A 19699-nucleotide genomic window follows, 5' to 3' on the forward strand; every position below is an offset into this window, starting at 1 on the left:
CAAAGGTGTAAGCGTTTTCTGAAAAATGAACGAAGGGGGAAATGAATGATGGTAAAAACAGTGATAATTGATGGGGCCCGCACGCCTTTTGGAAAATTTGGCGGAGGATTAAGCGCGCTGTCCGCCTCCCAGCTTGGGGGGATAGCCATTAAGGAAGCGTTAAAACGTGCCGGGGTGAGCCCAGATCAAGTCGATGAAGTCATCTTTGGCAATGTGCTCCAGGCAGGACAAGGCCAAATTCCTTCCAGACAGGCAGCGAGGGAAGCGGGGATTCCCTGGAACGTAAAAACAGAAACAATCAACAAAGTATGCGCATCCGGGCTGCGAAGCGTAACGCTCGCTGATCAAATTATCCGCGCAGGCGATGAAGAAGTGATCGTGGCTGGAGGCATGGAATCAATGTCCAACACACCTTATGCTTTGCCTAAAGGCCGCTGGGGCATGCGCATGGGAGATGCGCCTATGGTCGATCTGATGGTTCACGACGGATTATCCTGCAGTTTTACCGGTGTTCATATGGGAAATTACGGGAATGATACAGCTGAAGAATTTGGCCTGTCAAGAGAAGAGCAGGATGAATGGGCGGTGCGCAGTCATGAAAGAGCAATTGCAGCTATCGAGTCCGGCCGCTTGGCAGAGGAAATTGTCGCGGTGGAAGTGCCGCAAAGAAAAGGAGACCCTGTAAGAATCGAGCAGGACGAAGCTCCCCGTAAAGATACGAGAAAAGAAGTGCTGGCAAAGCTGCGTCCGGCATTTGGAAAAGACGGCACGATTACAGCCGGCAATGCGCCCGGCATTAACGATGGAGCCGGCGCGCTCGTTCTGATGAGTGATGAGAGGGCTGAGAAAGAAGGCAAACAGCCGCTGGCTGCCGTGATTGGCCATGCTGAGGTAGCGGTAGAAGCGAGCAAGTTTCCGCAAACGCCGGGACTTGTCATTAATGAGATTCTTAAAAAGACAGGCAAATCCTTAAATGAGATTGATCTTTTTGAAGTGAATGAAGCCTTTGCGGCAGTTGCTCTTGCAAGCGGGAAAATTGCTGATCTAGACCCTGAAAAAGTGAACGTGAATGGTGGGGCCATCGCGCTCGGCCACCCGATTGGCGCAAGCGGAGCGAGAATTATTCTTACGCTCGCCTATGAACTCAAAAGAAGAGGCGGCGGCATTGGCATTGCAGCCATCTGCAGCGGAAGCGGCCAAGGCGACGCCATCATGATTGAAGTATAGAAAAGCGGAGCCGACTGTCATGCCCCGACCGGCAAATATCCTTAGGCCAAAGAAGCCGTTGTGTGGCTTCAAGGGCCAAGGTTATTTGACCTCGAGGGGCAAGACCGTGCGTACCAATCATAAAACGGGAGGGGAAATGAAGCAATGGAAGTAAAGAAGCTGATGGTGATTGGAGCCGGGCAAATGGGATCGGGCATCGCCCAAGTTTGCGCCCATGCCGGTTATGAAGTCGTGTTAAATGACTTGAAAACAGAGTTTGTGGAGCGCGGGCTCAGCATGATCGAGAAAAACCTGTCTCGCCAAGTTCAAAAGGAACGGATGACAAGCGGGGAAAAAGCCGAAATTACGGGAAGAATCTCGAAATCGACGGACTTGCAGGATGCGCAGGATGTCGATTTAGTGATTGAAGCAGCGGTGGAAAATATGGATGTGAAATGCAAAATCTTTTCCCATTTAGATAAAATTACGCCGGCGCATACGATTTTGGCAACAAATACGTCCTCACTGCCCATTACAGAGATCGCCGCAGCTACTGATCGTCCGGAGCGGGTGATTGGTATGCATTTTATGAACCCGGTGCCGGTCATGAGGCTTGTTGAAATCATTCGGGGACTTGCCACAGCAGATGAAGTGTATGAAACGATCGAGGAAATCACAACAAAGCTGTCCAAAGTGCCCGTTGAGGTCAATGATTTTCCAGGCTTTGTAGCTAACAGAATATTAATGCCAATGATCAACGAGGCCATTTATACGCTTTACGAAGGGGTAGCAACGAAAGAAGCGATAGATGAAGTGATGAAACTTGGCATGAATCATCCGATGGGACCGCTGACGCTGGCTGACTTTATCGGACTTGATACCTGCCTGTATATCATGGAAACGCTTCACGACGGTTTTGGCGACGATAAATACCGTCCCTGCCCGCTGCTTCGCAAGTACGTGAAGGCTGGCTGGCTCGGCAAGAAGACAGGACGCGGCTTCTACACATACGATTAAAACGCTCAACCTTAAACAACAGGAGGAAAAAGATATGGAATTGCGATTTTCAGAAGAGCAGCAGATGATGAGGAAAATGGTCAGAGATTTTGCGGAAAGCGAAATCGCCCCGTTTGTCGAGAGAATGGAAATGGGAGAATTTCCTCGTGAGTTGATTGCGAAAATGGCTGAATTAGGACTAATGGGAATTACCGTGCCTGAGCAATATGGCGGCAGTGAAATGGATTTTCCTTCATATATTATTGCGATTAATGAGCTGTCAAAGGTCAGTGCCACGATTGGGGTCATTTTATCCGTTCACACATCTGTTGGAACAAATCCAATTCTGTACTTTGGCACCGAGGAGCAAAAGCGCAAGTATGTGCCCAAATTAGCATCAGGGGAATATTTGGGAGCCTTTTGTTTAACAGAGCCGGGAGCAGGCTCTGATGCAGCTAACTTGAAAACAAAAGCGGTCAAACAAGGGGATTATTATACGATAAATGGTTCAAAAGTGTTTATTACAAACGGGGGAGAAGCAGATACATATATTGTCTTTGCTTCAACTAACCCGGCGGCAGGCTCGAAAGGCGTCTCGGCTTTTATTGTGGAAAAAGACACGCCGGGGCTGATGATCGGCAAAGACGAACATAAAATGGGGCTTTACGGTTCTCGGACCGTCCAGTTGACATTCGAGGATATGAAAGTGCCGCAAGACCAGCTGCTTGGAAGAGAAGGAGAAGGGTTTAAAATTGCGATGGCTAACCTTGATGTAGGCCGCATTGGCATTGCTGCGCAGGCGTTGGGGATCGCTGAAGCAGCATTGGAGGCCGCTGCGCAATACGCAAAGGAACGAAAACAGTTCGGCAAGCCAATTGCCGCTCAGCAAGGGCTCGCTTTCAAGCTTGCGGATATGGCCACAAGTGTAGAAGCGGCCAAGCTGCTCGTTTACCGGGCGGCCGACTTGCGGGCGAAAGGCCTTCCTTGCGGCAAAGAAGCATCCATGGCTAAATTGTATGCTTCAAAAACAGCCGTTGAGGTTGCCATTGAGGCGGTTCAAGTGCACGGCGGATATGGCTATACGAAAGAATATGCAGTAGAACGGTTTTTCAGAGATGCAAAAGTGACGGAAATTTACGAAGGCACCAGCGAAATCCAAAGAATGGTCATTAGCAAGCAGTTAATCAAATAAAGGCGGGGAATAAAATGAACTTCCAATTGACAGAAGAACATGAAATGATTCGCAAAATGGTGAGGGATTTTGCCAAGAATGAAGTAGAGCCGACAGCGGCGGAGCGTGATGAAGAAGAGCGATTTGATATGGAGCTTTTTCACAAAATGGCAGAACTCGGGTTAACCGGCATTCCATGGCCGGAGGAATACGGCGGCATCGGCAGCGACTATTTGGCTTATTGTATTGCTGTAGAGGAGTTATCAAGAGTCTGCGCCTCTACAGGCGTTACGCTTTCCGCCCACACCTCTTTGGCTGGCTGGCCGGTTTATAAGTTCGGGACGGAAGAGCAAAAGCAGAAGTACTTAAAGCCGATGGCGCAAGGGGAAAAGATCGGCGCTTATGGATTAACAGAGCCCGGATCCGGTTCAGACGCTGGCGGCATGAAAACAACTGCCCGTTTAGAAGGCGGCGAGTATATCTTGAACGGCTCGAAAATTTTTATTACGAACGGCGGCATCGCTGATATCTATATTGTGTTTGCTTTGACAGACCCGGCTTCAAAACAGCGGGGCACAACGGCCTTCATTGTAGAAAAGGACTTTCCCGGCTTTTCTGTCGGCAAAAAAGAAAAGAAGCTGGGGATTCGTTCCTCGCCGACAACAGAAATCATTTTTGAAGATTGCCGTGTGCCAAAGGAAAATATGCTTGGATCAGAGGGCGATGGATTTAAAATTGCCATGATGACGCTGGACGGCGGCCGCAATGGCATCGCAGCGCAGGCGGTGGGAATTGCTCAAGGAGCGCTGGACGCGGCAATTGAATACGCCAAGGAGCGCAAGCAATTTGGCAAGCCGATCGCTGCCAACCAAGGTATTTCCTTTAAGATTGCCGATATGGCGACAGCTGTTGAAGCTTCCCGTCTGCTTACTTATCAGGCAGCCTGGCTTGAATCTAATAACCTGCCGTACGGAAAAGAGTCGGCGATGTCGAAGCTGATGGCTGGCGACACGGCCATGAAGGTGACGACAGAAGCCGTACAGATCTTCGGCGGCTACGGCTATACGAAGGATTACCCGGTTGAGCGTTATATGCGTGATGCAAAAATCACCCAAATTTATGAAGGCACACAGGAAATACAAAGGTTAGTCATTTCAAGGATGCTGACGAAATAATCAAAGCCCGGAACCGATAAAATCAGTTATAATGTGAAACAGCAGGATGAATGCAATAAAAAATAAATCAGGGAGCAGACAGAGGGAAGTGCCGCTCTGCTGCTCTCGTTTAGGTATTTATTAAAGGCGGTTGATAACATTGCACGCGGGCAAAAGAAAAGTACACGCATCAGTAAAAGACGAACAGCTGATTGAAAAAAGACGATCAGAAATGATTAAGGGAGCCGTTCATCTTTTTAAACAAAAAGGGTTCCACCGTACGACAACGCGAGAGATTGCGAAAGCGGCTGGTTTCAGCATCGGCACGCTCTATGAATATATCCGGACAAAAGAGGATGTTCTCTATCTTGTTTGCGACAGCATTTACGATCAAGTAAAAGACCGTTTGCAGCGAATAGATTTAGAGGCGGGAACACTAGAAAGCCTGAAGCTGGGGATTGGGTATTATTTTAAAGTCGTCGATGACATGCAGGATGAAGTGCTTGTCATGTATCAGGAAGCGAAATCTCTTTCCAAGGACGCGCTGCCGTATGTGCTGAAGAAAGAAATGGATATGGTCGGCATGTTTGAGAGGCTGATTCGCCGCTGTGTAGAAAATGGAGAGCTGGAGATGGAAGAGCGCAAGATTCATATGCTCGCCCAGGATATTTTCGTGCAGGGGCAAATGTGGGGCTTCCGGCGCTGGGCGCTGCAAAAAGAATTTTCAATTGATGACTATATAGATTTACAGACGGATTTATTGTTTTCAGGCATTAACGGCTATAAAGCAAAACAATAAGGGGGAAAAGATATGGGTCAGACAGTGGAGGTTTATAAACCGAAACATCATATTCGTTTTGTGACAGCTTCCAGCCTTTTTGATGGACACGATGCATCGATTAATATTATGCGCCGCATTTTGCAGTCAAGCGGCGCTGAGGTGATCCACCTCGGCCATAACCGTTCGGTGGAGGAGGTTGTCAATGCCGCTATTCAAGAGGATGTGCAGGGGATTGCGATTTCTTCTTATCAAGGCGGCCATGTTGAATATTTCAAGTATATGTATGACCTGCTCAAAGAAAGAGGCTGTCCGCACATCCGCATTTACGGAGGCGGAGGCGGAGTCATTATTCCCCGGGAAATAAAAGAACTCCATGATTATGGCATTGCTCGGATATTTTCTCCGGAAGACGGCCGCGTGAATGGCTTGCAAGGCATGATTAACAGGATGATGCAGGAATGCGATTTCTCTACTGTTTCCGGCAATCTTGGAGAAGAAATCAACAAGCTTCCAAGCGGGGAGATTACAGCTGTGGCGAGACTAATCTCGCTGGCGGAGAACCAGATAGAGGCAAGTAAAGAAGAAAAAGCAGAAGCAGCTGCGGCCTTTGAACAAATTCAGTCTTTAGGGAAAGAAGCGCCGGTGATCGGCATTACCGGTACAGGGGGAGCAGGGAAAAGCTCTTTAACCGATGAGCTGATCCGCCGCTTCCTTAATGAATTGTCTGATAAGAAAATCGCTATTTTATCAGTGGACCCAACGAAGCAAAAAACAGGCGGGGCGCTTTTAGGGGATCGGATCCGCATGAATGCCATTTTTTCTGACCGCGTATTTATGCGCAGCCTGGCCACCCGCAATTCCCGCTCGGAGCTGTCGCTCGCGATTCAAGATGCTATTCGCGTGGTGAAGGCCGCTGGTTACGACTTGGTTATTGTAGAAACGAGCGGAATCGGCCAGGGAGATGCAGAGATTACTGAAATTTCGGACTTGTCAATGTATGTGATGACAAGTGAGTTCGGGGCTCCTTCCCAGCTCGAGAAAATTGATATGATCGACTACGCTGATTTAGTTGTCATTAACAAGTTCGAACGGAAAGGATCGGAGGACGCCAGACGCCAAGTTCAAAAGCAATACCAGCGCAGCCGTAACTTATTTGAGGAGCCGCTCGATAAAATGCCGGTGTACGGAACGATTGCCAGTCAATTCAATGATCAGGGGACGAATGCTTTATTTGCCGCCCTGGTTGAAAAGATCAATGAAAGAGCGGGGACTGACTGGGAAGTGTCTTTCAGCAAAGAAGTGGATGTCGAAAAGCAGAACGTCATTATTCCGAACGACCGCCGCTACTATTTGCGGGAAATTACAGAAACGGTCCGGCGCTATCATCAAAAGGCAGAGGAGCAGGAGCACCTTGCCCGCCGGCTGTTCCAGTTGGAGGGAGCGCTGGAGGAAGCCAAGGCGAACCGTGCAGGCCAGGAAGTGATCCATCCGCTGGAAACATTTAAAGCTGCAGTTGAGGAGCAGCTGACGCCGGAATCGAAAAAGATATTGGCCGGATGGAAAGAACTGAAGGAAACGTATGCCGCTTCTAAGTATGTTACTAAAATCCGCGACAAAGAAATTGTTACTGAACTGACGACAACGAGCTTGTCGGGGCTTAAAATTCCGAAAGTCGTTCTGCCGAAATTTACAGACTACGGAGAAATTCTGCGCTGGGTGTATAAAGAAAACAGGCCGGGCTTCTTCCCTTATACCGCCGGTGTCTTTCCGTTTAAGCGGAAGGGAGAAGATCCAAAGCGGCAGTTTGCCGGAGAGGGCACGCCGGAGCGGACGAACCGCCGTTTTCACTATCTGTCTAAAGATGACGATGCCAAACGGTTAAGCACAGCGTTTGATTCGGTGACGCTATATGGAGAAGACCCGGATTACCGTCCGGATATTTATGGGAAGGTCGGCGAAAGCGGGGTTAGCATTTGTACGCTTGAGGATATGAAAAAGCTGTATGACGGCTTTGATCTTTGCCACCCATCCACCTCAGTATCGATGACGATCAACGGCCCGGCCCCGATCATTTTGGCGATGTTTATGAATACAGCGATTGATCAGCAGGTGAAGCGCAAAGAAGAAGAGCTTGGCCGCGTGCTGACGGTGGAAGAATTTACTGAAGTGCGGGCTCAAACGCTAAAGACAGTCCGGGGAACCGTCCAGGCTGATATTTTGAAAGAGGATCAGGGGCAAAATACATGTATCTTCTCAACAGAATTTGCCTTGCGGATGATGGGGGATATCCAGCAATATTTCATTGATTACGCAGTTCGCAATTATTACTCTGTCTCCATTTCCGGCTACCACATCGCTGAAGCCGGTGCCAATCCGATTTCACAGCTTGCGTTCACACTGGCAAACGGATTTACGTATGTGGAGTATTATTTAAGCCGCGGCATGGCGATCGATGACTTTGCGCCGAATTTATCCTTCTTTTTCTCCAATGGCCTTGATCCTGAATACACAGTCATTGGGCGCGTAGCACGGCGGATTTGGGCAGTAGCCATGCGTGAGAAATACGGGGCCAATGAGCGCTCTCAAAAGCTCAAGTATCACATTCAAACATCCGGCCGGTCCTTGCATGCTCAGGAAATTGATTTCAATGATATCCGGACCACGCTGCAGGCGTTAATGGCTTTGCAGGATAACTGCAACTCTCTGCATACAAATGCATATGATGAGGCGATTACAACTCCGACCGAGGAATCGGTCCGCCGTGCGATGGCCATTCAATTGATTATTACCAAAGAACATGGATTATCGAAAAATGAAAATCCGCTTCAAGGCTCTTTTATTGTTGAAGAATTGACGGACCTTGTGGAAGAAGCGGTATTGAAGGAGTTTGAACGTCTGGATGACCGCGGGGGAGTGCTTGGCGCAATGGAAACGCAATATCAGAGGGGAAAAATCCAGGAAGAGTCCATGCATTATGAAATGCTGAAGCATACAGGAGAGCTTCCGATTATCGGCGTGAACACGTACTTAAACCCCAACCCGCCATCTGAAGAGGAAATTAACAGCATGGAGCTGGCACGAGCCACGAAGGAAGAGAAAGAACACCAGATCACTGAACTGCAAGCTTTCCAGCAAAAGCATAAACAAGAGGCCGAAAAAGCATTGAAGCGCCTCAAGGAAACAGCTGTAAACGGGGGCAATATTTTTGCCGAGTTAATGGAGACGGTGAAAGTGGCCAGTCTCGGCCAGATTACAACTGCTCTCTATGAAGTCGGCGGACAATACCGAAGAAATATGTAAGGCAGGACAGCCGTGAAAGAATGGCCTTTCTTTCACGGTATTTTTTTCATTAGGTAAGATTATAATTGTAAAATAAAGGGTAACTTAATGGGAAAAGGCCGATTTTTGCGCAATTGCCCCTAAAGTTTTTTATAAAATGGGCGGATTTTTACTTTTATAATGATTGCCGAAGAGTATACAATAAGAAAAGGGTAAAAGGCGGGGTGTGAAATGATGAAGCAAATAGTGAACTTTATAGTGATCGGCGCCTGCGTGCCTGCCGCTGTTTGGCTTTATCAAATCCAGCTTGGAGCAGTGCCTTTTCTTGTACTGGCCCTTTTCTTGTTTTATCTCATGCGGACAGAGATGAAAAAAGACCGTCCATCCGCCGCTCCTTCTGAAGAAATCCTTCCGGAGAAGACGGACAAAAAAAAAGCGGAAATCGTTACATAAATATGGCATAATGAAAGCGTCGATGTTTATAATGGTGAATATGACCTTTTTCACTCAATAGAGTGCGTAAATAGAGAAGGGAAGTGCGGATGTGAATTTGAAGCAACTGTCTAAAGAAGAATTGAAGGAAATGTCCTTTATTGAAATCGCTTATGCTCTTTTAAAAGAGAGCAGAGAGCCTGCAGCATTTCAGGAAATACTTTCTCAAATCCAGGAGTATCAAGAGTTGAGCGAGGCTGAATTAAAAGCGCGCATGATTCAATTTTATACGGATCTGAATATCGACGGCCGTTTTATTACGTTCGGAGAAAATCGCTGGGGCCTTCGTGCTTGGTATCCAGTGGATCAGTTAGAAGAGGAAGCAGCGCCGGCTGTAAAAGCGAAAAAGAAGAAAACAAAGAAAGCAGTAAAAGAAGAACCAGATTTCGAAGAAGAGCTCGAGGAAGAGGAAGAGCTTGAGGATGATCTTGACTTTGAAGACGAGGATCTTGACGAACTTGACGAAGAAGTGGACAGCCTTGACGACCTAGATGATTTGGAAGAGGACGACGAAGAATTCGAAGAAGATCTCGGCGAAGAGGATGAGTACGATTTGGAGGACGAAGAGGAAGAAGACTTAAAATAAAGAAAATTAATCTTTTCTTGACTTCCTTTATCTCAAATTGTAGTATTTTATTTGGGCTCTCGAAAGAGACATGATTAATGCTTATAACGCTCCCTTTACTTTTTAAGTAATGGGGCGTTTTTGTTTTTTTTGCCCCAATAAGATTTGTGTATTCATTTAATCAATAAAAGAAACAATAGATTGAAGGGGGCTTTTCAAGTTGACTAAATATATTTTTGTGACAGGCGGGGTTGTTTCTTCTTTAGGAAAAGGGATTACAGCTGCTTCTTTGGGACGCTTGTTGAAAAACCGTGGGTTAAAGGTGACCATTCAAAAGTTCGATCCATACATTAACGTCGATCCCGGAACAATGAGTCCCTACCAGCATGGAGAGGTATTCGTAACCGATGACGGAGCGGAGACCGATTTAGACCTTGGCCACTACGAACGTTTCATTGACATTAACTTAAATAAGTACAGCAATGTCACTACAGGTAAAATCTATTCAACAGTATTGCGCAAAGAGCGCCGCGGCGAATATTTAGGCGGAACAGTCCAAGTCATTCCGCATATTACAAATGAAATCAAAGATCGTGTCTTCCTTGCAGGCAGAGAGACAAAAGCGGATGTCGTCATTACAGAGATCGGCGGAACAGTAGGGGATATCGAGTCTTTGCCGTTCTTAGAAGCTATCCGCCAAATCAAAAGCGATGTGGGTGCCGATAATGTAATGTATATCCACTGTACGCTGATTCCATATTTAAAAGCGGCGGGTGAGATGAAAACGAAGCCGACTCAGCACAGCGTGAAAGAACTGCGCAGCCTGGGCATTCAGCCAAATATTATTGTCGTCCGGACAGAGCTTCCTGTTTCACAGGAAATGAAAGACAAGCTGGCTTTATTCTGTGACATCGCGCCTGAAGCGGTCATTGAAGCGATGGATGCAGACACGCTATATGCCGTTCCGCTTTCTCTTCAAGAGCAAAAGATGGATGAGCTGGTTTGCCGCCATCTAAAACTTCAATGCCATGATGCAGAAATGGATGATTGGACAGCGCTCGTTGATAAAGTGCGCAACCTGTCCAAGAAAACCAAAATTGCTCTTGTTGGTAAATATGTAGAGCTGCAAGATGCATACATCTCCGTAGTGGAAGCTTTGCGCCACGCAGGTTATGCCTTTGATGCAGATATCGAGATCGACTGGGTAAATGCAGCTGAACTGCTTGCTGAAGATGTAGAAGAGCGCTTGAAAGACGCAGACGGGATTTTAGTGCCTGGCGGCTTCGGCGATCGCGGAATCTCCGGTAAGATTGAAGCAATTAAATATGCGCGCGAAAACAAAGTGCCGCTATTTGGCATTTGTCTCGGCATGCAGCTTGCTTCCATTGAATATGCGCGAAACGTTGTTCAGCTAGATGAAGCGAATTCATCTGAAATTGATCCAAAAACTCCATATCCGGTAATCGACTTGCTTCCGGAACAAAAAGACGTTGAAGATCTTGGCGGAACACTTCGCCTCGGCCTGTACCCATGTAAATTACAAAAGGGAACAAAGGCTTACGAAGCTTATCAAGATGAAGTAGTATATGAGCGTCATCGCCATCGCTATGAATTTAATAACGAGTTCCGCGAGGTTATGGAGAAAAAAGGATTTATTTTCTCCGGTACAAGCCCGGACGGCCGTTTAGTGGAAATCATCGAGCTTGAAGATCATCCGTGGTTTGTGGCAGCTCAGTTCCATCCGGAATTCACGTCACGCCCGACTCGTCCGCAGCCGCTTTTCCGTGCGTTCGTTGGAGCGACTTTGGCGAATAAATAAGATTGAAAAAGCCTTTAAAGCGCCATGCTTTAAAGGCTTTTTCAGTCGCCTATTCCAGCTCCTGCAAAATTTCCTCAATGGTCAGTTTGAGGGCAAAGTAAATATAAAGCGCGGCGAGGCTGGAAGGAAAACCTGTCCGGCCGCCATTTTCGTCAGGAAGCAGTCCTTTAGTCAGCCTTGTATCAATAAAGACGTCGGCCATTTGAGCTAATGACGGCTCCTCATTTGGCATGCGTCCGGCAGCGGCAACGAAAGGAATGCCCCGTTCCCTGAGAGCAGCGGCGGCCGCTGCAGCTTCAGGGTCATGGGCAAAGCGGCTGACAAGCAGCACCCGGTCGTGTCCGGCCAGATCGTCCATTGAATCCAATGGACAGCCGCATGGCAGCGGTTCGGCCCCTGACGCTGCTTCGGCTTCTACAGCTTTCATTTCCTGAAATCCTTTTATGTAAATCTTTCCTTCACCGACAGCGGCTTGCGCCAGCAGGCGGGCACCATCTTCTATTTGGTCCGCTTCTTTATCGGCAATTCGCTGGAAAAGGCCATTTAATTGAGTGGTCAGCATTTTTAACATGGTTCGTCCTCCTTGATTGTGAAGTATATTATACATGTCTTTGAACTTTGGAGCAAAAGTCATAAATTATTTCCGCAGGCAGGAATTTCTAGTAGCTAACTAGAATTAAATTAGACATAAAGGGGAAAGAGTCAGTTGTTTTAAACCGTACATAGCAGAAAGACAATAAAGATCAAAGGGGCGAGGCAATTGAATGGGAAAATACTTATTGTAGATGATCAGTTTGGGATACGCATCCTGTTAAACGAAGTGCTTCAAAAGGAAGTGTATGAAACATTTCAAGCGGCGAATGGCATACAAGCTCTCGAAATTGTAGATAATCATTCGCCGGATCTAGTGCTGCTGGATATGAAAATCCCCGGGATGGACGGCATTGAGATTTTGAAGCGGATGAGACAGAAAGATGAAAGCATCCGAGTGATTATTATGACGGCTTACGGGGAGCTGGATATGATTCAAAAGGCGAAAGACCTGGGGGCGCTGACTCATTTTGCCAAACCTTTTGACATTGACGATATTCGCAAAACAGTGAAAGAATACATAGTTTCTTAAAGTGAAACCGGCTGCTTTTACATTGGTAAAGGGCCGGTTATTTTGGTATGATACAAATGTAAATTTATTCGAAAGTGTATACTAAGATGTGTATTTTAGTTCATCAAGGAGGAAAATCATTATGCCTTTAGTTTCCATGACAGAAATGCTCAATAAAGCAAAAGAAGAGAAATATGCTGTTGGCCAATTTAATTTGAACAACCTTGAATTTACACAAGCTATTTTACAAGCAGCAGAAGAAGAGAAATCACCGGTTATTCTTGGTGTATCTGAAGGGGCAGCGCGCTATATGGGCGGCTTCAAGTTTGTTGTTGCTATGGTAAAGGCGTTAATGGAAGAGTATAAAGTGACGGTGCCGGTCGCTATTCATTTAGACCATGGCTCCAGCTTTGAAATGTGTGCAAAAGCGATTCAAGCAGGTTTCACATCTGTTATGATTGATGGCTCTCACCATCCATTAGAAGAAAACATTGCTTTAACGAAAAAAGTGGTAGAGCTTGCTCATATTCACGGAGTATCTGTTGAAGCAGAGCTTGGCCGCATCGGCGGACAAGAAGACGACCTGATTGTAGAAGATGCGGAAGCTGCTTATGCGATTCCAGCAGAATGTGATCAATTGGTGCGTGAAACAGGAGTAGATTGCTTTGCTCCAGCGCTTGGCTCCGTTCATGGCCCATACAAAGGAGAGCCAAAACTGGGCTTTGACCGCATGGAGGAAGTTATGAACCTGACAGGTGTTCCGCTCGTGCTTCATGGCGGAACAGGCATCCCGACAAAAGATATCCAACGCGCGATTTCACTGGGAACGGCCAAAATTAATGTGAATACAGAAAATCAAATAGCGTCAGCGAAAACAGTACGCGAAGTTCTTGCCGAAAAACCAGATCTGTATGATCCGCGTAAATACTTAGGACCGGCGCGTGAAACGATTAAAGAAACTGTTAAAGGAAAAATGCGCGAATTCGGTTCATCTGGAAAGGCGCAATGATTGGATAAAGACGCATAAAGAGACCGCCTTAGTTACATAAGGCGGTTTAAATTTAGAAAAGCGGAAGGCGCCCGTTCTGAAATTTTCTTTCGGCATGGGAGCCGCCCAACAATAAGGAGAGAATGAATCATGAAATTATTCATCGATACAGCGAATATGGAAGAAATTAAAGAAGCCCATTCTTGGGGTATCTTATCCGGCGTGACAACGAATCCATCCCTGGTGGCAAAGGAAACTGTTCCTTTTCATGACCGCCTTCGTGAAATCACTGATCTAGTCAGCGAGTCTGTCAGCGCCGAGGTTATTTCCCTTGATGCAGAGGGAATGATTAAAGAGGGCCGCGAATTAGCAAAGATTGCCCCAAATATTACGGTAAAGGTGCCAATGACGCCAGACGGATTGAAAGCGGTCGCGGTTTTTGCGAAAGAAGGCATTAAAACGAACGTCACATTGATTTTTAGTGCCAACCAGGCGCTATTGGCCGCCAGAGCTGGAGCTTCTTACGTTTCTCCATTTTTAGGCCGCCTCGACGACATCGGCCACAATGGATTGGATCTGATTGAAACCATCGCTTCTATTTTTGCGATTCATGGGATTGAAACAGAAATTATTGCCGCTTCTATCCGCCATCCGCAGCATATTACGGATGCAGCATTGCGCGGTGCCCACATTGCAACCGTGCCGTTTAAGGTGTTAAATCAAATGTTTAATCATCCATTAACCGATAAAGGAATTGAAGCTTTTCTAGCTGATTGGGAAAAGCGCCAAGTAAAATAAAATCATTTTTTTACATGTTTTTACTTGGTTGGGATAAACTATGACCAACGAAAATTTTTGCCAAGGTATGATGGAATAATTCTTTTTTTCGATGCTTAGCCAGTGCGTGAAGGAAGGGAGCATAACATGGAAAAGCTGAAAATTGTAGGAGGGCATCCGCTAAGAGGCACAATTAAAGTAGACGGGGCAAAAAACAGCGCGGTTGCTTTAGTGCCTGCTACTATTTTGGCGGAATCTCCAGTAACAATTGAAGGAATGCCCGATATTTCCGATATTCATATTCTGAAAGGATTGCTTGAGGAGATCGGCGGCCAAGTCACCTTTCAAAACGGTGAAATGGTGGTTGATCCGGCAGGCATGGTAGCTATGCCTTTGCCGAATGGCAAGGTGAAAAAGCTGCGCGCTTCCTATTACTTAATGGGGGCCATGCTCGGAAAGTTTAAGAAAGCGGTTATTGGCTTGCCGGGAGGGTGCCACCTTGGCCCGCGGCCGATCGACCAGCATATTAAAGGGTTCGAAGCTCTTGGAGCAGAAGTGACAAATGAGCAGGGCGCCATTTATCTGCGGGCGAATGAGCTGCGGGGAGCAAGAATTTATCTTGATGTAGTCAGTGTAGGAGCAACTATCAATATTATGCTGGCCGCTGTCAAGGCAAAAGGACAGACCGTTATTGAAAACGCGGCAAAAGAACCGGAAATTATTGACGTGGCTACACTCTTAAATAACATGGGCGCCAAAATTAAAGGTGCAGGCACAGATATTATCCGTATTGATGGTGTGGACAAGCTGGACGGCTGCCGCCACACGATTATTCCCGATCGGATTGAAGCAGGAACATTTATGATTTTGGCAGCAGCGGCAGGGGATGGCATTGTGATTGATAATGTCATTCCTCTTCACCTGGAGTCGTTGACAGCGAAGCTCCGTGAGATGAATGTACCGGTAGAGATCGGCGATGACCAAATTTTCGTCGGCCGGGCTGAAAAGCTGAAGGCCGTTGATATCAAAACACTCGTTTATCCGGGGTTTCCGACCGACCTGCAGCAGCCGTTTACTTCACTTTTAACAAGGGCAGAAGGCTCTTCGATTGTTACGGATACAATTTATTCCGCGCGTTTTAAGCATATCGATGAATTGCGCAGAATGAATGCTGTCATGAAAGTAGAAGGCCGCTCAGCTGTCATCAATGGGCCGGTGCAGCTTAAGGGAGCAAAAGTGAAAGCGAGCGACCTGCGAGCAGGAGCTGCTCTTGTGATTGCCGGCTTAATGGCGGAAGGATTAACAGAAGTGACCGGACTTGAGCATATTGATAGAGGCTACAGCATGCTTGTGGAAAAACTGAGACTCCTTGGCGCCGAGCTTTGGCGTGAAAACTTATCAGAGGAAGATCTTGGACAAATGAAAAGCGGCTGAATTCTTCCCCTCATTTCTCGTTTAATGTGTTACAATATATATGTTAATTAGGTTATACTCATGAGAATGTAAAATTGTAGCTCTAATACGGGAGGAAAATATAAAATGGAAAGAAGTTTATCAATGGAGCTTGTCCGTGTAACGGAAGCAGCCGCTTTATCATCTGCACGCTGGATGGGCAGAGGACAGAAAATGGAAGCGGACGATGCTGCTACGACCGCTATGCGTGATGTGTTTGACACGATTCCAATGAAAGGCACCGTAGTCATCGGCGAAGGAGAGATGGACGAAGCTCCAATGCTGTATATCGGTGAGAAGCTTGGCACAGGATCCGGCCCGCTTGTGGACATCGCCGTAGATCCGCTCGAAGGCACAAACATTGTCGCTTCAGGCGGCTGGAATGCTCTGGCAGTACTTGCCGTAGCAGACCATGGCAACCTGCTCCATGCACCTGATATGTATATGGATAAAATCGCAGTCGGTCCCGAAGCGGTCGGACAAATTGATATTAATGCCTCCGTTATTGATAATTTAAAAGCGGTCGCTAAAGCGAAAAACAAAGATATTGAAGATGTGGTTGCTACGGTGTTAAACCGTCCGCGCCACGAAGAGATCATTGCTCAGCTTCGCGAAGCGGGCGCCCGCATTAAATTAATTGAAGACGGCGACGTAGCAGCGGCGATCAACACGGCCTTTGATCAGACAGGTGTCGATATTCTATTCGGTTCCGGCGGCGCTCCTGAAGGGGTCATCTCAGCCGTTGCGCTCAAATGCCTCGGCGGAGAAATCCAAGGAAGATTGCTTCCGCAAAATGAGGAAGAAATTAAACGTTGTGAGAAGATGGGCATTGACTTGAAGCAAGTGCTTCGCATGGAAGATCTTGTACGCGGTGACGATGCCATTTTTGCAGCGACTGGCGTAACAGACGGCGAATTGCTTCGCGGTGTTCAATTTAAAGGTTCGTACGGACAAACTCATTCTGTTGTTATGAGAGCAAAATCCGGCACGGTCCGTTTTGTCGACGGCCGTCACAGCCTGGAGAAAAAACCGCACTTAGTTATGAAGCCTTAATCAACGAATAACTGTTTTTATTTATGATCATTCAACAGCATGGAGCGGGCTTGCGCCGGGAATTACCGGCTCTTCAGCCTGCCTTTGCTGTTTTTCAACACCACTCACAATATCGCCCGGTATGGATACCAGTGAAAGATTCCCTCCTTTTTTATTCAGTGATTGCGGCATTTACCCGAACAGGTTAAAATAGATATTATTTTAAGCAAAAGCCGATCAAGTCTAGGGCAAGATGGGAAATCGATGTTTCCCTTCACAGAAACGGCCCGGCATCGAGCAGGCTGAGAATACGGTCATCGACCGGCCTGAATGGGAGCACAGATCAGGCGCGGCTGGCGAAAGAAAGAACCGCTCATCTTAATCTACATAGGATGAGAATTAAATAAAAGTGTGGTGCCCAAATGGAAGAGTTAACAATTTCTTATTTAGAGAATTTAAAATTAAAGGAACTTTATGAGCTTGCGCGCACATACAAGATTTCCTATTACAGCAAACTCACGAAAAAAGAATTAATCTTTGCTATTTTGAAAGCGCGCGCCGAGGAACAGGGCTTCTTTTTTATGGAAGGCGTTCTTGAAATTATCCAATCTGAAGGCTTTGGTTTTTTAAGACCGATCAACTATTCGCCAAGCTCTGAAGATATTTATATTTCTGCTTCACAAATCCGCCGGTTTGATTTAAGAAATGGTGACAAAGTATCAGGTAAAGTGCGCCCTCCGAAAGAAAATGAGCGTTACTATGGCCTCCTGCACGTTGAAGCGGTAAATGGAGATGACCCTGAATCTGCTAAAGAGCGTGTCCACTTTCCAGCATTAACTCCTTTATATCCGGATCGCCAAATTAAGCTTGAAACGACTCCAAGAAATTTGTCAACGCGAATCATGGACTTAATTTCACCTGTCGGCTTTGGCCAGCGGGGATTAATTGTGGCGCCGCCCAAAGCAGGGAAAACCATTTTGCTGAAAGAGATTGCCAATTCGATTACTGCTAACCATCCGGAAGCAGAACTGATTGTTTTGCTCATCGATGAGCGTCCAGAAGAGGTAACTGACATTGAGCGGTCTGTTCAAGCGGAAGTGATCAGCTCCACCTTTGATGCCGTGCCGGAAAATCATATTAAAGTAGCTGAACTTGTGCTGGAGCGGGCGATGCGCCTCGTCGAGCATAAGCGCGACGTCATTATTTTGATGGACAGCATCACAAGACTGGCTCGGGCATATAACCTTGTCATTCCGCCGAGCGGACGTACGCTTTCCGGGGGGATTGATCCGGCCGCATTCCATCGCCCGAAACGCTTTTTTGGCGCGGCGCGCAACATCGAGGAAGGCGGCAGCCTGACGATCTTGGCGACGGCCCTTGTTGATACCGGCTCACGGATGGACGATGTGATCTATGAAGAATTTAAAGGAACCGGGAATATGGAGCTTCATCTGGATCGTTCCCTTGCTGAGCGCCGCATCTTCCCGGCTATCGATATTAGACGCTCGGGCACTCGGAAAGAAGAGCTGCTTATCGAAAAAGAACAGCTTGATATGATCTGGTCAATCCGCAAAACAATGTCTGATTCACCGGATCTTGCTGAGAAGTTCTTGCGCCGTCTCCGCCAGACAAAAACAAATGAGGAATTTGTTTCCCAGCTGGCAGAGGAAATAAAATCCAGCGGTTCTTCTAAACGAATTTTATAATTGCTATTTGATTTTTGGACAAACCCTTGTTATAATAATACAGTGTGCTTAGCCTATAAGTACGGGGTAATCTTGCCGTACTTCGTATAGACAACTCTGTTTCGAAATGATTCAGGGCGGAAGGAGATGACAAGAATGAAAGCAGCTATTCATCCAGATTATAAAAAAGCAATGGTGAAATGTGCATGCGGAAACGAGTTTGAAACTGGTTCCGTAAATCAGGAAATCCGCGTAGAGGTTTGCTCTGAGTGCCACCCATTCTATACTGGCCGTCAAAAATTCGCTGATGCTGGCGGACGTGTTGATCGCTTCAACAAAAAATACGGCATGAAGAATAAGTAATTGAACAATAAAAAACAGGCAAGGAGTTATCTATAACTGCTTGCCTGTTTTTTGCCTTTTGGGACTAAATGCAAAGCGGAAAGTTGAAAGTGAGGCTTGTTCGATGTATGTGATGAAACAAACCGGGTGGGTGGAAGTCATTTGCGGCAGCATGTTTTCCGGAAAATCCGAGGAACTGATCCGCCGTGTCAGACGCGCTCAATTTGCCAAACAAGAGATCATGGTATTTAAGCCTAAAATTGATGATCGTTATAGTGAAGATTCTGTTGTATCGCACAATGGCTCGGCGGTTATTGCTGTGCCGGTGGCAGAAGCAGCAGCTATTTTGGCGGCTGTCTCGTCAGATGTGGACATTGTTGCGATTGATGAGGCTCAGTTTTTTAATAAAGAGATTGTGTCGATTGCCCAGCTGCTGGCCAACCGCGGCCATCGTGTCATCTTAGCCGGGCTTGACCAGGATTTCCGGGGAGAGCCGTTTGGGCCGATGCCTGCTTTGATGGCTATTGCTGAATTAGTCACGAAGCTTCAGGCCGTGTGTGCTGTCTGTGGATCGCCAGCCAGCCGGACCCAGCGTCTAATTAATGGCCAGCCGGCAGGCTATGATGATCCGGTTATTTTAGTAGGAGCATCCGAGAGTTATGAACCGCGCTGCCGTCACCATCACGAAGTGCCCCTTAGTTCTGTACATACACAGAAGGCAGCCGTAGAAAAAACTCAATAAGCAGCTAACAAGCGAGCGTCCAGGATGCTCGGTCAGACGGCGGGCAAACTCACCTTTCATCGAGTTTGCCCGCCGTCTTTTCTATTTTGTATGAGGGTGGGAGCGGTTGATTTCCA

Annotated in this window: 19 protein-coding genes; 18 read left to right on the plus strand and 1 reads right to left on the minus strand. The window is 46.9% G+C overall.

The annotated features are described in order from the left end of the window. Positions 1–48 precede the first annotated feature (48 nt). From BBA02S_RS14155 to BBA02S_RS14195, 9 genes are all read left to right on the plus strand, one after another. Entirely contained in the window at positions 49–1227 is a 1179-nt protein-coding gene (locus tag BBA02S_RS14155) for an acetyl-CoA C-acetyltransferase (RefSeq protein WP_041113869.1), read from the plus strand. A gap of 144 nt (positions 1228–1371) precedes the next feature. Next, positions 1372–2223: a 3-hydroxybutyryl-CoA dehydrogenase gene (locus BBA02S_RS14160; RefSeq protein ID WP_041113815.1), complete on the plus strand. Its 852-nt coding sequence runs from the start codon at positions 1372–1374 to the stop codon at positions 2221–2223. A gap of 34 nt (positions 2224–2257) precedes the next feature. Continuing rightward, entirely contained in the window at positions 2258–3394 is a 1137-nt protein-coding gene (locus BBA02S_RS14165; RefSeq protein WP_041113814.1) for an acyl-CoA dehydrogenase, read from the plus strand. Positions 3395–3408: 14 nt separating this feature from the next. Beyond that, entirely contained in the window at positions 3409–4548 is a 1140-nt protein-coding gene (locus BBA02S_RS14170; RefSeq protein ID WP_041095451.1) for an acyl-CoA dehydrogenase, read from the plus strand. Positions 4549–4687: 139 nt separating this feature from the next. Beyond that, positions 4688–5326 carry a TetR/AcrR family transcriptional regulator gene (locus BBA02S_RS14175; protein WP_041113813.1) on the plus strand — a complete coding sequence of 213 codons (639 nt, stop codon included), beginning with the start codon at positions 4688–4690 and terminating at the stop codon, positions 5324–5326. A gap of 12 nt (positions 5327–5338) precedes the next feature. Beyond that, positions 5339–8608 (plus strand): fused isobutyryl-CoA mutase/GTPase IcmF, encoded by a 3270-nt coding sequence (gene icmF / locus BBA02S_RS14180; protein ID WP_041113812.1) that lies wholly within the window; start codon positions 5339–5341, stop codon positions 8606–8608. Positions 8609–8818: 210 nt separating this feature from the next. After that, the gene (locus tag BBA02S_RS14185) at positions 8819–9040 is read left to right on the plus strand and encodes a hypothetical protein (RefSeq protein WP_041095445.1); all 222 of its coding nucleotides are present in this window, start codon (positions 8819–8821) and stop codon (positions 9038–9040) included. 91 nt (positions 9041–9131) lie between these two features. Then, positions 9132–9665: a DNA-directed RNA polymerase subunit delta gene (rpoE, locus tag BBA02S_RS14190; RefSeq protein WP_041113811.1), complete on the plus strand. Its 534-nt coding sequence runs from the start codon at positions 9132–9134 to the stop codon at positions 9663–9665. Between the two features lie 199 nt (positions 9666–9864). Continuing rightward, positions 9865–11463 carry a CTP synthase gene (locus BBA02S_RS14195; RefSeq protein ID WP_041113810.1) on the plus strand — a complete coding sequence of 533 codons (1599 nt, stop codon included), beginning with the start codon at positions 9865–9867 and terminating at the stop codon, positions 11461–11463. 49 nt (positions 11464–11512) lie between these two features. On the opposite strand, the gene BBA02S_RS14200 is transcribed toward BBA02S_RS14195, so the two are convergent. After that, on the minus strand, positions 11513–12034 hold the full coding sequence (locus BBA02S_RS14200) for a DUF2529 family protein (RefSeq protein ID WP_041113809.1): 522 nt from the start codon (positions 12032–12034) through the stop codon (positions 11513–11515). 189 nt (positions 12035–12223) lie between these two features. On the opposite strand from BBA02S_RS14200, the gene BBA02S_RS14205 reads away from it, so the two are divergent. From BBA02S_RS14205 to BBA02S_RS14240, 9 genes are all read left to right on the plus strand, one after another. Next, positions 12224–12586, plus strand: a complete 363-nt coding sequence (locus tag BBA02S_RS14205; protein ID WP_041113808.1) for a response regulator — start codon at positions 12224–12226, stop codon at positions 12584–12586. 121 nt (positions 12587–12707) lie between these two features. Then, positions 12708–13574, plus strand: a complete 867-nt coding sequence (locus BBA02S_RS14210; RefSeq protein ID WP_041095438.1) for a class II fructose-bisphosphate aldolase — start codon at positions 12708–12710, stop codon at positions 13572–13574. A 129-nt stretch (positions 13575–13703) separates the two neighbouring features. Then, positions 13704–14351, plus strand: coding sequence for a fructose-6-phosphate aldolase (gene fsa / locus BBA02S_RS14215; RefSeq protein WP_041095437.1), 648 nt, complete (start codon positions 13704–13706; stop codon positions 14349–14351). A gap of 126 nt (positions 14352–14477) precedes the next feature. Beyond that, on the plus strand, positions 14478–15764 hold the full coding sequence (locus BBA02S_RS14220) for a UDP-N-acetylglucosamine 1-carboxyvinyltransferase (RefSeq protein WP_041095435.1): 1287 nt from the start codon (positions 14478–14480) through the stop codon (positions 15762–15764). A gap of 105 nt (positions 15765–15869) precedes the next feature. Further along, on the plus strand, positions 15870–16835 hold the full coding sequence (glpX, locus tag BBA02S_RS14225) for a class II fructose-bisphosphatase (protein ID WP_041095433.1): 966 nt from the start codon (positions 15870–15872) through the stop codon (positions 16833–16835). Positions 16836–16858: 23 nt separating this feature from the next. Continuing rightward, on the plus strand, positions 16859–17023 hold the full coding sequence (locus BBA02S_RS20735) for a hypothetical protein (RefSeq protein WP_156477589.1): 165 nt from the start codon (positions 16859–16861) through the stop codon (positions 17021–17023). Between the two features lie 213 nt (positions 17024–17236). Beyond that, entirely contained in the window at positions 17237–18520 is a 1284-nt protein-coding gene (gene rho, locus BBA02S_RS14230) for a transcription termination factor Rho (protein WP_041095431.1), read from the plus strand. A gap of 135 nt (positions 18521–18655) precedes the next feature. Beyond that, complete coding sequence (gene rpmE, locus BBA02S_RS14235) at positions 18656–18862, plus strand: 50S ribosomal protein L31 (RefSeq protein WP_041095429.1); 207 nt, start codon at positions 18656–18658, stop codon at positions 18860–18862. A 103-nt stretch (positions 18863–18965) separates the two neighbouring features. Beyond that, positions 18966–19583, plus strand: coding sequence for a thymidine kinase (locus tag BBA02S_RS14240; RefSeq protein ID WP_041113868.1), 618 nt, complete (start codon positions 18966–18968; stop codon positions 19581–19583). Positions 19584–19699 lie beyond the last annotated feature (116 nt).

Origin of the sequence: Bacillus badius NBRC 15713 (assembly GCF_001591605.1) — a bacterium.
GTDB classification, from domain to species: Bacteria; Bacillota; Bacilli; order Bacillales; family Domibacillaceae; genus Pseudobacillus; species Pseudobacillus badius.

Excerpts from the sequence above, each read along its gene's own strand:
- BBA02S_RS14155 (WP_041113869.1), top strand. The coding sequence starts at position 49 with ATGGTAAAAACAGTGATAATTGATGGGGCCCGCACGCCTTTTGGAAAA.
- BBA02S_RS14160 (WP_041113815.1), top strand. The coding sequence starts at position 1,372 with ATGGAAGTAAAGAAGCTGATGGTGATTGGAGCCGGGCAAATGGGATCG.
- BBA02S_RS14165 (WP_041113814.1), top strand. The coding sequence starts at position 2,258 with ATGGAATTGCGATTTTCAGAAGAGCAGCAGATGATGAGGAAAATGGTC.
- BBA02S_RS14170 (WP_041095451.1), top strand. The coding sequence starts at position 3,409 with ATGAACTTCCAATTGACAGAAGAACATGAAATGATTCGCAAAATGGTG.
- icmF (WP_041113812.1), top strand. The coding sequence starts at position 5,339 with ATGGGTCAGACAGTGGAGGTTTATAAACCGAAACATCATATTCGTTTT.
- BBA02S_RS14185 (WP_041095445.1), top strand. The coding sequence starts at position 8,819 with ATGATGAAGCAAATAGTGAACTTTATAGTGATCGGCGCCTGCGTGCCT.
- BBA02S_RS14200 (WP_041113809.1), bottom strand. The coding sequence starts at position 12,034 with ATGTTAAAAATGCTGACCACTCAATTAAATGGCCTTTTCCAGCGAATT.
- BBA02S_RS14210 (WP_041095438.1), top strand. The coding sequence starts at position 12,708 with ATGCCTTTAGTTTCCATGACAGAAATGCTCAATAAAGCAAAAGAAGAG.
- fsa (WP_041095437.1), top strand. The coding sequence starts at position 13,704 with ATGAAATTATTCATCGATACAGCGAATATGGAAGAAATTAAAGAAGCC.
- BBA02S_RS14220 (WP_041095435.1), top strand. The coding sequence starts at position 14,478 with ATGGAAAAGCTGAAAATTGTAGGAGGGCATCCGCTAAGAGGCACAATT.
- glpX (WP_041095433.1), top strand. The coding sequence starts at position 15,870 with ATGGAAAGAAGTTTATCAATGGAGCTTGTCCGTGTAACGGAAGCAGCC.
- BBA02S_RS20735 (WP_156477589.1), top strand. The coding sequence starts at position 16,859 with ATGATCATTCAACAGCATGGAGCGGGCTTGCGCCGGGAATTACCGGCT.
- rho (WP_041095431.1), top strand. The coding sequence starts at position 17,237 with ATGGAAGAGTTAACAATTTCTTATTTAGAGAATTTAAAATTAAAGGAA.
- rpmE (WP_041095429.1), top strand. The coding sequence starts at position 18,656 with ATGAAAGCAGCTATTCATCCAGATTATAAAAAAGCAATGGTGAAATGT.
- BBA02S_RS14240 (WP_041113868.1), top strand. The coding sequence starts at position 18,966 with ATGTATGTGATGAAACAAACCGGGTGGGTGGAAGTCATTTGCGGCAGC.